The sequence below is a fragment of the Dictyobacter sp. Z7_2 genome, from assembly GCF_057551105.1.
The window spans coordinates 390,871-404,336 of the sequence record NZ_BAAJPE010000002.1 but is presented as its reverse complement, the minus strand read 5'-3'; the positions used below and the strand labels follow the sequence as shown (position 1 = coordinate 404,336).

The following is a 13,466-nucleotide window of genomic DNA, read 5'->3' as shown; positions in this document are numbered from 1 at the left end:
TGAAATTTACTCTCAACTAAAATTTTTTAGATTAGTAAAATAAGGTTGATCAGGGTACTTTTATGCAAGAGAAAACACAAAATCTAAGCGTGAGTGTTGTAATTCCTACAAGGAATGAAGCCAAAAATCTTTATCATACTTTACCAAAAATTCCTTCCATCGTGACTGAGGTGGTATTGGTAGATGGTCATTCGACCGACGATACAATCGCTGTTGCTAAAGAGCTGTATCCCTCGATTCGTATCCTGGAGCAGACGGGTAAAGGTAAAGGCGATGCCATGCGCATGGGCTTTGCGGCTTGTACAGGGGATATTATTATTATGCTTGATGCGGATGGTTCAGCGCATCCAGGGGAAATCTACCGTTTTGTTGAAGTCTTGACGGCTGGCTACGATTTTGCTAAGGGCTCTCGTTTTGTTAAGGGCGGAGGAAGTGATGATCTGACCTGGTTACGCACCCTGGGAAACTACGGTTTATGTACTATTGTCAATATATTGTTTGGTCAAAAGTATAGCGATCTTTGTTATGGGTACAATGCCTTCTGGCGACAATGCCTTGATTATGTCCAGTTTGATTGTACTGGCTTTGAAATCGAGACGCAGCTCTGCTTACGCATGTACAAGTCGCGCATGAAAATCGCTGAAGTACCAAGTATGGAACATGCACGTATTCATGGTCAGAGCAATCTGCGTACATTCCGTGATGGTTGGCGTGTGTTGATGACTATTCTACGTGAGAGGCGTGTGTCTGGTGTGACATTTAAGCCAGCGGATGTGACATTTGAGCCTTCTTATGAGAGAATAGCCTCTCCGGTATCATCGACTGAAATTGTGATGTAGTGCGGGATTGAATGTACCTTTATTTCAATCGTTCGAGAAAAAGAATTTGCTTATGAGTCTAACAACAGTTAAAGACCAGACTATTTCTGTTATTATTTGCGCTTATACATTGGAGCGCTGGAACGATCTTGCCGATGCAGTTGCATCAGTACAGAATCAGACACGACAGGCAGCAGAAATTATTGTCGTTATTGATCATAATCCCGAGTTGTTCCTGCGTGCGCAGGAACAACTGGCTGGGATTGTGGTGACGGAAAATAGGGAAGAGCGTGGCCTTTCGGGGGCTCGTAATAGTGGTATCGTACTGGCTTCGGGTACTCTGGTGGCCTTCCTTGATGATGATGCGATTGCCGATGCGCGATGGCTGGAGCAATTAAGCCAGAATATGCTTGATCCCGATATACTGGGAACTGGAGGCACCGTCCTCCCACAGTGGGTCGATCAGAAGCCATCATGGCTACCAGAGGAATTTTATTGGGTGGTTGGATGTACCTACCTTGGACTTCCTCGTACGATCGCACCTGTGCGTAATCCTATCGGCGCCAGCATGTGTATTCGCCGCGAAGTTTTTGAGACGGTGGGCGGATTTCGCAGTGGCATCGGGCGTGTGGGTACGCGTCCAGTGGGATGTGAGGAGACAGAGTTGTGTATCCGCGCTCGGCAGCATTGGCCACAACGTACATTTCTATTCTTACCTCTGGCACAGGTCTCTCATCGGGTCCCGACCCAACGTGCACGCTGGCACTATTTCTGGACGCGATGTTACGCGGAAGGCATCTCAAAAGCGTTTGTGGCGCGTTTTGTGGGCGCTAAGGACTCGTTGTCCGCAGAAAGCTCTTATACGTTACAGACATTGCCCAAAGGGGTTCTGCGTAACTTGAATGCGGCTATCTGGCGGCGGGATGCTGCTGGTCTGGCACGGGCTGGTGCCATTGTGGCTGGATTATTGATCACCACCTCAGGCTACCTGGTTGGTCGCTGTTTTGCTAAACCCATGGAGAGCACACCATACGCGATTAAAGCGTCTTCTGTAGCGGAGTCTTTGAATGAACAGGTAAGGTGATAAGGTGGCTGGTTTAGAGAATTTTCAAAGAAAAATTGTCTAGGTAGAAATGGCTAATGGTTACTGATCTCCAAGTGATGATGGTACAATGCTAATCGACCGACTAGTTATGCAATAAGGATTGCTGCTTCATGGAAATGAAATGTATTGCTGGCGAAAATGCACTATATGATCTATCAATGTATGTGTATGAATTCAAATATATAATTGTACGATGCGGGGGTTTTTGTCAGTGAGAATTTCGCTACTCACTCAATGGGTGAAGAATAACAGTGTCATGTTGTCGAATACTGGATCCCTGATCGGTACTATGTTGATTACATCGGGGCTCGGTTTCGCCTATTGGATTGTCGCTGATAAGCTTTTCCCCGTGGAGGCGATTGGTCTTGCTTCAGCTGCAACTTCAGCTATGATGCTGCTCTCAAGTATTTGTTTACTAGGTTTGAGTACCCTGTTGATTAGTGAGATACCACGCAATAGAGGGCAAGAAGGCACAATTATCAGTGCAGCCCTTATTCTGGTTGGCGCAGTGGGAACCGCTGTCGGTGTCCTGTGTGCCCTGTTCAGTCCTTTTCTGGCGAAAGACTTGGAGCCTATTGGAGCAAACATTCCTAGTATTATCCTGTTTGCGTTAGGTGTCGGTCTTACTTCGGTGACAATCATCCTGGATACCTGTATGATTGCTATGTTGCGGGGAGGATTACAGTTTTGGCGGAACGCACTTTTTTCTATATTAAAATTAATTTTGCTTTTTCTGGCGGCACGTTTTGTATCTGAAAAGAGTGGTCTTTCCATTTATACGACCTGGTCAGCCAGCAATTTGATCTCCATGCTTCCTTTGATTGTCTACGGAATCGTTAAGGCGAGGCAGACAAAGCGAAGTTTGCGACCCCATTGGGGGATGATGCGCAAAGTTGGTCGTTCAGCCATTCAGCACTACATCCTCAACTTGATTTATCAAACACCAACTCAAATCTTGCCATTAATTGCTACTATTATGGTCTCGGCGGCCGCTAATGCATATTTCTACAATGCATCAATGATTGCAAATTTTATCTTTGCTGTGATTGGTTCACTAACCACGGTTCTCCATGCCACCAATGCAACGCAGATACATACATTACCACAGAAGACGCGTATGACTGTTGGACTGTCATTAAGTGTGAGCTTGATTGCAGGCTTGATACTGATCGTAGGAGCACAATTTATTCTCGGCTTTTTTGGTCCCGCCTACGCCAGTCAGGCCGCCTGGAGCCTACGAATCCTGGCTATTGGTTCGCTACCCCTGATCATAAAATATCACTATCTTGCCATTCATCGTATCAAAGATCATGTGGCAAAAGCGATCATCCCGATTACAGTCGGCAGCGTTTTAGAACTCGTGATGGCGGTGGTCGGAACACATTTTTATGGTTTGTCTGGATTGAGTCTGGGCTGGGTTGCCGGAATGTTTATTGAGGCGATCATTATGAGCCCGACAGTGGTTCGTACCTTGAGAGGACTTGATATTCCTGCGATGGGTGCTCTGGATGATTGGGGACCACAACTGGATGGCTTTGGGAGTAGTATTGAGCAATCAATTACTGTATCCATGAAGATCATGGCTATTGATTCTCCTACAGATACCATTCGTAGTATTGTATTTCTCGATGCTCCAACCGTCAGGTTGAAGAAATCACAGCTCTATGATGAAGATGAGATGGATGCACCGACAGTCAAATTGAATAAAGCAACTTTGAGTAAAGCAGCTCAGGCAGACAATGATCTGGCGAAAAAGTATCTTCCTGATACAGAAGTTTCAGGAGATCAGATCGTAGAGTTTATGAATGCTCCAACGCTCAAAATGCGTAGTATTAAGATACCAACACCGCCGGCCTCTCATCAATCTAAGGAAGCATCTTCGGACTCGCATCAGCCTGAGCCAGTATTGGTCTCAGCTAATAAAGGAGATGATCATATGTCGGGATCATCTCGACATAGGCCAATCAAAAAAATGCGCGTAGAACGTATGAATACAATGGAACATCCTCGTGTTGTCAGCAGGCCCGATTCCAAAGCGGTGGAGGAGGAAGTCAATACCTAGTCTCTGATGTTCTCACGTGCTATCATCTCATAGGAGATTTGTACTCACATTTGTCACGATCTATTAGGGATTATGCTATGCATATGTTGACGTGTCTACTTATTCGGGTGCCTTCCACCTATGGGGATTTGTCACGCGATGATATTGATACTGATCTTGGGCGAATTGAGAGGGACTGAATTAAATAATTACTAAAACGCACCTGTGCATACATAAATCGCACGTTAAAGAATAGAGAATAATGAATGATAGAGACTACTCGCTCACTACATACTATAAAAACGCAATCTTCAATACCACGCATACAAGTGATGGATATCGTATGTGCCATCTTGCCTCTTGTCATTTTTCTAGTCTGGTTTCTCTCTCTGGGGGCTGTCAATGTAGGGCAGATGTCGGATCTTGGTCTGGTGTCAGTGATGCCGCCAATTATGATTGCGGCAATTCTACTGATGACTGTGAGTTTTTGCCTGACGTTACAGCGCCATACATATAGAGTTCCTATCCTGGTTCTTCATATAGCACTCATGATATTTATGCTTTATGGTTTCACAATGTTGGTTGAGCAGATGCCTCGCTTTGATATTGTGTATCGTCATGCTGGCTATACCGAATTTATTCAACGTACAGGGACGAGCAATCCTAACCTCGATGCCTATTTTAGCTGGCCGATATATTTCTCGTTGGCCGCCTTTTTTAATAGTAGCGCTGGTTTTAGTAGTATCTTGCCCTATGCGGATTGGGCTCCTGTTGCCTATGCTGTGTTCTACTTTGGTCCGCTTTACATGATCTTTACGTCATTTACGCGAGATAAGCGTATTGTCTGGTTCGCCCTCTGGGTTTTCTATCTGACAAATTGGATCTGGCAAGATTATTTCTCTCCCCAGGGCTTTAACTTTTTTCTGTATATGATGATGATTGCTATCCTGGTAAAATGGTTCAAGATGCCAGTGGATATGCCTGCCCGTCCTTTATGGTCTCCCCTCCGTCGCATTCCTTTTTTAACTCCATTTTACAAGTGGGCAACGGCTGCCGATCCTTTGCAGTCACCGGCCAGCCCTGCTATGCGCTTGCTTTTGCTCGCCTGCTTCTTGATCATTTTTGCCTTCGATGTCAGTAGTCATCAACTAACTCCCTTTTTTACCCTGTTAAGTGTGGGTGGGTTGATCGTTTTTCATCGCGTACGGCTCTGGTGGCTACTGGTGGCTATGATTGCAATGGTGGCCTTCTGGCTGTTGGTGGCAGCTCACACCTTTCTTGTTGGCCATACGAGTATGGTCTTCTCCGGCTTACATATCTTCTCGTCGTTTAGCAACAACGTCTCAAGTCGCGTTGCAGGTAATATTGATCATACTATTGTAGCGAAGCTGCGTATCTATATGTCGATGGTTCTCTGGGGGCTTGCCTTTTTAGGGGCGGTGGTGCGTATGCTGAATAAGAAGAAGGATGCCTCGTTGGTCATTCTGGCACTGGCACCTTTCCCATTATTTATCGCTCAGCCGTATGGTGGTGAGATGCTGTTACGCAGTTATATGTTTGCGCTACCGGCGATGTCCTTCTTTACTGCCGCTCTGTTTTATAGTTCACCTATAGCCGCGATACGTCGTGTTCCGATTATTGGACGTTTGCCTCTTGCTTTTCTACAACGCCCTATCTGGCAAAATGTAGCTCTGGTGGCTGTGAACCTTATCTTGATTTCAGGATTTCTTTTCACCCGCTATGGAAACGAACGTGACGATTATATGACATACGCTGAATATACAGGCGTGAGTTACTTATATAATGTCGCCCCGGCCCATTCGTTATTCATGACGTGCTGGCTAGGCGGTCCCTGGCAGTTCAAGGATTATGAAAAATATGCCCTTGATGACCTGGGGAGTACAGACGAAACAACTACTGATATACAAAAGGTGGATGTGCCTGCCATCGTTACAGCTATGCAGGGAGAAAGTAACGGGGCCAATGCCTATCTTATCTTCACGCGCAGCGAGATTGCAACCTTCAATGCTACTTCTGGTTTACCATCAGGGAGTCTGGCCACGTTAGAGAGCGCGGTGGCTAAATCGGGCGATTTCACGCTCATTTATCATAATACAGACGTACAAATATATGCTCTTGCCAGTTCAGCACAAGGAGGTCAATAGATCGTGCGTGTAATAAAAGTGCTCTGGCCGATCATCATCGTATGTTCTGCCCTGGCTGCTCTGCTCGTGATGCTTGTTGTTCCTGGTACTGTAGTGAGACCACCTCTGATTATGCTGTTCCTCTTCATCTGCCCAGGAATGGCATTGGTGCGCTTTCTTCACCTGAAAGATCTTGTTGATAAAGTGGCTTTGGCATTCGCGTTGAGCTTTTCTATTGATGGTATCGTGGCAGGCATCTATCTCTATACAGACCATTGGTCACCAGCGGCTATTCTGATGACGCTGGCTATTGCTAGCATCGTAGCTGTCATTATTGAAACGACACATGCACATATATTTGTATATAGGCATGTGGGACTGGTACGATATCTTGGTGCCTTGCTTACACATCCGCTCGTTATAGGTACGCGTAGCGGCGCTTCATCGTACGGGGTGGGAGATAGTGAGGATGCCATTGTTCGTAGCGTAAGACCTCAGCCTATCTTAAATTTGCAGGCTAACATGTCTACAGAAGACATTGGAGAGAAAGCAACGCTGCACATGGCAAATGTAACGCCAGCCTCTGCAAATCGTCAGAGAATCGAGCAACCAGCGGCTCGTATGTTGGAAGATATTGAAGAGAAGGAAACGGTACAAATAGAGAAAGCAGCTCTGTCATCCGCAAACCGTAAGGGAATTGAGCAACCAGCGGCTGGCATGCTGGAGGATATTGAAGAGAAGGAAACGGTACAAATAGAGAAAGCGGTTCTTTCATCTGCAGCGCGTGAGAGAATTGAGCAACCTGCAACTAGCTTCATCGCAGAAGATATTGAGGAGAGAGCAACACTGCACATGGCGAATGTAGTCCCTATTTCTACAGCGCGTGAGAGAATTGAGCAACCTGTGGCTCGCATGCTGGAGGATATTGAAGAGAAGGAAACGGTACAAATAGAGAAAGCGACTCTTTCATCCGCAGCTCGCGAAAGATTTGAACATCAAGAAACTGTTCAGATGCCTTCAGCGCTTGATTTCTCAAGCACCCGGCGCAGCAATGAAGCAGACACGCATATTCTCCCGCCGGCCTCTCCAGGTATAGCCTCCCACTATGATGATGAAAAAATACACAAGGACATTGAAGAGAAGGAAACTCTCCATGTGACCAGCACTCCTACGCCGTCGGTGGCAAATGAAGATGATGATAAGACTGTTCAAGTATCCGGACCTAAATGGATGCAGAGGCAGCTTAACATAAAGAATGGTGGTTTTCCTGATGATGACATTGATCAGATGCCAACACGGCAGAATGTCAATGTCCCGGTATCAGAACCAGCGGCAATAGACCGCGCAGCGCATCTTCAAAAACCCTTTGGAGATAAACTGCCGGCCAAAAGTCAGATGTCGACTGAGGAGACTCCAGCTAAAGGGCAGTTGCCAGTTGATGAGGTGCCAGCTAAAAGTCAGCCGCCAGTCGATGAGGTGCCAGCTAAAAGTCAGCCGCCAGTCGAGACGATGGAAGAGAGGAGCCCTTCATTTACCAATAATCGCACACCGTCCAGAAAACGACTCGCAACCAGGATTACACGTATCGAAAAATAACCGCACATATTTTTATATACGTCTCTTATAGTAGTAGATTGCAGTGATGAGAGATGAGAGAAGTATCAGGTACACTCTGATACTTCTTGACACTTCTTTCTTGTCTGCTTTTGAAGGAACAATAAATACTATATTCTTTATGATGAAGATATTAAAAAATGTAAAATTATTTGAAAGGAACAGTTGTGTCCAGAAATCAACATTCACTAAACATATTGATGACAACGCCACGTTATTTCCCTGATACAGGAGGAACTGAGATGCACGTTCACGAAGTGGGACGTCGTCTGGCTGCACGTGGAATTAATGTAACTCTTCTGACGACATTTCCTCATGATCATCCTGAAGCAGTGCCAGCCGTGGAAGATGTTGATGGCATGAAAGTGGTTCGTATTCATGCATGGACACAACCACACGATTTTTATATTGCTCCTGCTATACGCTCATTTATTAAGGAAGGGAATTGGGATCTTATTCACTGCCAGGGATGCCATACATTTTTCCCTCCTCTCGTGATGTTTGCGGCCAAAGCCAAAAAAATACCTTATGTTGTGACATTTCATTCAGGTGGTCACTCATCCCGCTTGAGAACGACGTTTAGGGATACACAATGGAAATTGCTTCGTCCTTTGTTGGAGGATGCTGAGAGACTCATCGGTGTTTCTGAGTTCGAGACAAATTATTTCCGTAATGTATTGCATCTGCCTGAACAACGCTTCTCCGTTATTCCTAATGGCTTTAGCTTGCCTGAAGTGCCATTAGTGCCCACGCGAGATCCCGCATCTGCGCTGATTGTTTCGGTCGGGCGATTGGAGCGCTATAAGGGACATCAGCATCTCATTAGTGCGCTACCTAAAATACGCGAATCTCGTCCCGATGCTCGTGTATTGATTTTGGGAGCAGGTCCCTATGAAGCCGAGCTACGTGAGATAGCACAAAGAACCGGAGTGGCCGAATATGTGACAATCCGCTCTATTCCAGCCAGCAATCGTGAAGAAATGATGTCTCTGATCTCACAGGCGTCACTGGTTGCGTTGCTCAGCGAATATGAATCACAGGGGATTGCGATTATGGAAGCGCTCGCGCTTCATCGTCCCGTGTTGGTTTCAAACACTTCGGCTCTCAGAGAATATGCTGAGAAGAATCTGGCCCGTGCAGTGGCTCCTAATTGTACGCCAGCAGAATTGGCTGCTGCGGTCATCGATCAATTGGACCATCCACTGATCCCAGAACAACTGCATCTACCTACCTGGGACGATTGTGCGGAACAATTAAATATGCTTTATCACACTATTGTCAAAATACCTTCATACTCTATGTAGAAATTGAGTATTCAATGGTCCTGTGCCTTTTGATTGTGGGGGAAGTGCATCCACTTGCGCTTCCCTTTTTTGATTCTTTGACGTATCGCCGATCGATGCTTTCCGTTTAGTATTGAGAAAGAAACGGTCGAGGTACAGTTTCATCCGTATTTACCAAACTGAACAAGCTCCGTGATAAAACATCAGGCCGTGTACAGGTCAAAAACGGCTATTTCTGGACGGCAGTCAAAACGTATGTGGGGTGAAAGCATGCCGAGGCCTGCATTGGTGTACTGGGTTAGATTGCCTATCTGGTAGAGACCTTTCGGATAGACGCGTGATAATGGCGGTAAAAAGACTGCTCCATGGAAAGGAATACGTACTTGCCCTCCATGAGAATGTCCAGAGAGTTGGAGATCAATGCGCTGATTCTGGGCTGTGACATCGGCAAAGTCTGGTTCGTGCACAAGTAATATGGCTGCTCCTTGGTCAGGTAGGCTTGATGTAAGTTGCTGTAATAGAGGTTGGTGTGTCCAGATAGGTGCAGGTACCCCTCGATTACGAGGCCAGAGGTCATCCATGCCAACAAGATGGAGCATCTGATCTCCTCGGCGTATCGTGTGCGTTGTATTGGCAAGTTCCTGGACCTGACCAGCTTGTAAGCATTCGCGTACCCACTCTACTCCAGATGGATGATCATGGTTGCCAAGCACGCCAAAGATGCCATCCGGTGCTCGTAACTTGCTTAATTCAGTAAGTATCCGTTGGGCCGCTGGTAGATAATCGGTCACAAAATCTCCTGTGATCACAACGACATCCGCTCTCAATGCATTGATTGTTTGGACTAGTCCGGCCAGGCGATCGGTTGTCATGAAGTCATCATCAGCATGGATATCGGTAATCTGTACCAGACGATAGCCGTTGAAGGCTTTGGTCATGTGTGAGAGATGTAATTGATGATGGGTAATATCAAACCAGCTTGGCTCGATGTTTTTTGCGTAATAAATAGTTCCAGCACCGGCTACACCCAGGCCGAGAATTGTAAAAAGGCTTCCTTTCACAAAGTTACGCCTCCGAATGAGTTGCTTATCTCGTTTCTGTTCGTTTTGTTCCATATTTCTTTTTTTCTAGATAATGTATAATTGTGGCCATCTCTGTCACGTGCTCAAATTAGAATCTAGTACATACAGTTTGAATGGATCATAATCTGATAGATTTTTAATACTGAATGGGATATTGTATGAATTAAGGATTCTCTGTACATTGAGCTATAAACAGGCATGTCTTCCTGATGGTCTCTCGTTTGAGGCTACGGTTGATACAATGCTGATACGTAATCTCAGATGAGAGCCCCACAAGAAGACTCGCTGCACTTCTCTATATGTATACGGCTATGTAACTTTTGGAGTTGGATCTGCTTACACTTTAGGACCAATCCATACCGTTTGAACGTTCACGAACTCGCGGATGCCGAAGTAAGAAAGCTCTCTTCCATAGCCACTATGCTTGACTCCACCAAAGGGTAAAGCCGGAGTTGAAGCTGTCATCCCATTAATAAATGTAGCTCCAGCTTCTATGTGTGTAACTAATTTTTTTGCCAGTTCGATATTCTGTGTCCACAGGTTGCTACTGAGGCCATAGGTTGAATCATTGGCGAGGGCGATGGCATGCTCGGTATCACGGGCGCGAATGACTGCTGCCACGGGACCAAACGTTTCCTCTTTAAATACAGGCATCTCTGTAGTAACCTCTGAGATGATCGTTGGGGCATAGTAGTAGCCTTTATCTCCGACCTTTTTTCCACCTAGCGCCAGATTCGCGCCCATCTGCAACGATGCCTGCACCTGACGATCAAGCTCATCCCGTAGATCTGCTCGAGCCAGAGGACCAATCTGTACATTGCGGTCTAGCGGATTCCCCATTTGAAGTTTGGCGGTGTTCTCGACAAACTTTGTTAGAAAGTCGTTGTAGACGTCTTCGACTACGATAAAGCGTTTGGCTGCTATACAGCTCTGCCCATTATTCTGATTGCGTGCTTGCACTGCCATTTTAGCGGCAGCATCGATATCGGCGTCGGCCAGTACAATATACGCGTCGGAGCCGCCCAGTTCGAGCACATTCTTTTTAAGAACACTACCACTGGCAGAAGCGACTTGCATACCCGCTTTTTCACTTCCTGTGAGCGTGACCGCTGCGATACGCGGATCTTTGATGAGCGCTTCAGTTTTGGCTCCAGGGACCAGCACTGTGCGGAAAACTCCTTGAGGAAAACCACAACTCTCAAACATCTGCTCGATCTCTAATGCGACCTGTGAGACATTGGAGGCGTGTTTCAGGACAGCCGTATTGCCAGCCATCAGTGTTGGCGCGGCGAAGCGCATCACCTGCCAATATGGAAAGTTCCAGGGCATCAGGGCTAATACAACTCCCAGGGGCTGAAAATTGACGTAGCTTTCGGTTCCATTACTCTCCATCTTTTGGGGCGCGAGAAACTCTTCAGCCTTTTCTGCATAGTATTCGCAATTTAATGCGCACTTCTCGACCTCGGCTTCAGCCTCACTGATGGGCTTTCCCATTTCAAGGGTTGCGATTTTTGCCAGGCGATCTTTGTGCGTTCGTAAGTAGCCAGCTAGTTGCGTGAATAAGGCACTTCTTTCACTAAAGGAGGTGTTGCGCCATGTGATGAAGGCTTTTGATGCCTCACCGAGTGCATGGTCAATTTGATCTTGCGTATAGGCTTCGAATTTTTTTAGGATTTCTTCTGTCGCTGGATTGATCGACTGGATACCCATGATATGTTTTCCTTATTATCCTGTTAATCTGCTCTGCTCACATTCTACAATGAAGTTTTGTCATATGCAGAATATGATAACTTGTAGTAGAATCGCAAGGGTGTTTTCAAGAGACACTGTCTTCGTACAAGTTTAGCTTTATCTGTTTGAGAGATTAGAAATAACAACGCAGTTGACATAAAAAATAGTAGATTAGAAGAGTGCATCCAGGATCGTCGCTACACCCCCAAAAGGGATAGCGAGACCATTACATTTCGCTAACGTGACATGGGTATGGGCAAATGCAATGGGTAAACTATGAGCTTCCAGCATCATAAGTAGAGAGTGTAAGACTAATTCTCTGGCTTGCATGATAGTACTACCATCAAGAACGATTAGTACGGGATTGAGTGTATTTACCAGACCAGCCAGAACGAGTCCCAGATATCTTCCCACACGATCTAAGACCTCTGTACATACAACGTCACCTCTTTTTGCTGCCTCTATCACTTGCGCGACGGTTGTAAGCGTAGGAAGCGTGCTTTGCACTTCGCGCAAAATACCTTCTTTGCCGGCTATGGTCTCCAAACAACCTGAACGACCACAGTGACAGGGAGGGCCATTAAAATCCACAGGAATATGCCCTATCTCACCCGCGATTCCGACATGACCGCGATACACCTGATGATTGAGAATCAGGCCACCAGAGATACTCGAACCGACTTTTACATAGAGCATACTTTCTTCATTGCGTCCAGCGCCGTATTGGCTTTCTCCCAGAGCCCCCATATTGCCGTCGTTGTCCAGATAGATAGGCACATTAAGATCTTCCTCTAAGACTTTTTGAATATTGGTGCCTGCCCAACGCGAGAATGAGGCTGGCATAGGAGCTCTCTGAGGTAAGAGATCAAGTGGGCTGATAATTCCCAGGCCAATGCCCACAATCATTTCCCAGGCAATCTGTTGCTCGGCAGCAAACACTTTCAGAAACTTTCCTAAGAGAGGGAGCCCTTCTTCTGGTCCTTTGCTGGTAGAAAAAGGGATTTCTAAATGTTGGATGGGTTCGCCCGCAAGATTTGTCAGGAGCACTGTGAGATGCTGATGCCCCAATGTGGCTCCCAATACATAGCCAGCAGTGGCGTTGAAGGACAGTAAAATTGTACGACGATCACTACCGCTGTGATGCTCTTCTTGCTGGATGATGCCTTCTTGTACCAACTCATCCACAATGTTCCCGATAGCGGTCCGTGATAAACCTGTATAGGGGGCCAGTTCCGCACGTGGGACGGCACTGCGCTCACGGATGTAGTTTAGTACAAGGAGACGATTGGCTTCTCGCACACGATGTTGATCCGTCCCTTTGATGCTCTTGTCTTTGATGGATTTTTGACTGTGGCGTCCTCGGTCCAGGATGCGTTGGTGCCATGCAGGCATAAACTTCCCCCTTATTCATACCCAGTATTTGCCGATCTTATCACTTTTTTTTCGTAGCGTAAACAACAGGAAAGAGAAATCGCAAGGCGATTGAAATGATTTTTACGCTCGTCGCCGCGCCAGAAAAGGGTGTGCCAGATTTATTGTAAACTATGTTGACAATAAAAAGCTAGTATGCTACTATTAGCAACGTCAATAGATTTCTTTCGTGGTTGTACACGAACAGGTGGACCAGAGGAAATGTGAATCCTGGAAC

9 protein-coding genes are annotated in these 13,466 nt (G+C 46.2%); 6 read left to right on the top strand and 3 right to left on the bottom strand.

Translation table 11 applies throughout. The annotated features are described in order from the left end of the window. Positions 1-62: 62 nt before the first annotated feature. The 6 genes from AC27N8_RS15190 (at position 63) to AC27N8_RS15165 (ending at position 9,026) form a co-directional block, all read left to right on the top strand. Complete coding sequence (locus AC27N8_RS15190; RefSeq protein WP_487068228.1) at positions 63-839, top strand: glycosyltransferase family 2 protein; 777 nt, start codon at positions 63-65, stop codon at positions 837-839. A 52-nt stretch (positions 840-891) separates the two neighbouring features. After that, positions 892-1,902 (top strand): glycosyltransferase family 2 protein, encoded by a 1,011-nt coding sequence (locus tag AC27N8_RS15185; RefSeq protein ID WP_487068227.1) that lies wholly within the window; start codon positions 892-894, stop codon positions 1,900-1,902. A gap of 277 nt (positions 1,903-2,179) precedes the next feature. After that, positions 2,180-3,985, top strand: coding sequence for a lipopolysaccharide biosynthesis protein (locus tag AC27N8_RS15180; RefSeq protein ID WP_487068226.1), 1,806 nt, complete (start codon positions 2,180-2,182; stop codon positions 3,983-3,985). 245 nt (positions 3,986-4,230) lie between these two features. Further along, complete coding sequence (locus AC27N8_RS15175) at positions 4,231-6,129, top strand: hypothetical protein (RefSeq protein WP_487068225.1); 1,899 nt, start codon at positions 4,231-4,233, stop codon at positions 6,127-6,129. Positions 6,130-6,132: 3 nt separating this feature from the next. Next, a complete protein-coding gene (locus AC27N8_RS15170; RefSeq protein WP_487068224.1) occupies positions 6,133-7,704 on the top strand; it encodes a hypothetical protein in 1,572 nt (523 codons plus the stop codon). 260 nt (positions 7,705-7,964) lie between these two features. Next, positions 7,965-9,026 carry a glycosyltransferase family 4 protein gene (locus AC27N8_RS15165; RefSeq protein WP_487068223.1) on the top strand — a complete coding sequence of 354 codons (1,062 nt, stop codon included), beginning with the start codon at positions 7,965-7,967 and terminating at the stop codon, positions 9,024-9,026. Between the two features lie 182 nt (positions 9,027-9,208). Here the strand turns inward: AC27N8_RS15165 and AC27N8_RS15160 are convergent, their stop codons facing one another. The 3 genes from AC27N8_RS15160 to AC27N8_RS15150 all read right to left on the bottom strand — a co-directional run bounded on the left by AC27N8_RS15160 (position 9,209) and on the right by AC27N8_RS15150 (position 13,210). Continuing rightward, positions 9,209-10,120, bottom strand: a complete 912-nt coding sequence (locus AC27N8_RS15160; protein ID WP_487068222.1) for a metallophosphoesterase — start codon at positions 10,118-10,120, stop codon at positions 9,209-9,211. A 303-nt stretch (positions 10,121-10,423) separates the two neighbouring features. Continuing rightward, positions 10,424-11,797 carry an NAD-dependent succinate-semialdehyde dehydrogenase gene (locus AC27N8_RS15155; protein ID WP_487068221.1) on the bottom strand — a complete coding sequence of 458 codons (1,374 nt, stop codon included), beginning with the start codon at positions 11,795-11,797 and terminating at the stop codon, positions 10,424-10,426. Between the two features lie 192 nt (positions 11,798-11,989). Continuing rightward, the gene (locus tag AC27N8_RS15150; protein ID WP_487068220.1) at positions 11,990-13,210 is read right to left on the bottom strand and encodes an ROK family transcriptional regulator; all 1,221 of its coding nucleotides are present in this window, start codon (positions 13,208-13,210) and stop codon (positions 11,990-11,992) included. Between the last annotated feature and the right edge of the window lie 256 nt (positions 13,211-13,466).

Bases quoted from the DNA above. Each gene is read 5' to 3' on its own strand.
- AC27N8_RS15190 (WP_487068228.1), top strand. From the start codon at position 63: ATGCAAGAGAAAACACAAAATCTAAGCGTGAGTGTTGTAATTCCTACA.
- AC27N8_RS15155 (WP_487068221.1), bottom strand. From the start codon at position 11,797: ATGGGTATCCAGTCGATCAATCCAGCGACAGAAGAAATCCTAAAAAAA.
- AC27N8_RS15160 (WP_487068222.1), bottom strand. From the start codon at position 10,120: ATGGAACAAAACGAACAGAAACGAGATAAGCAACTCATTCGGAGGCGT.
- AC27N8_RS15185 (WP_487068227.1), top strand. From the start codon at position 892: ATGAGTCTAACAACAGTTAAAGACCAGACTATTTCTGTTATTATTTGC.
- AC27N8_RS15165 (WP_487068223.1), top strand. From the start codon at position 7,965: ATGCACGTTCACGAAGTGGGACGTCGTCTGGCTGCACGTGGAATTAAT.
- AC27N8_RS15175 (WP_487068225.1), top strand. From the start codon at position 4,231: ATGATAGAGACTACTCGCTCACTACATACTATAAAAACGCAATCTTCA.
- AC27N8_RS15180 (WP_487068226.1), top strand. From the start codon at position 2,180: ATGTTGTCGAATACTGGATCCCTGATCGGTACTATGTTGATTACATCG.
- AC27N8_RS15150 (WP_487068220.1), bottom strand. From the start codon at position 13,210: ATGCCTGCATGGCACCAACGCATCCTGGACCGAGGACGCCACAGTCAA.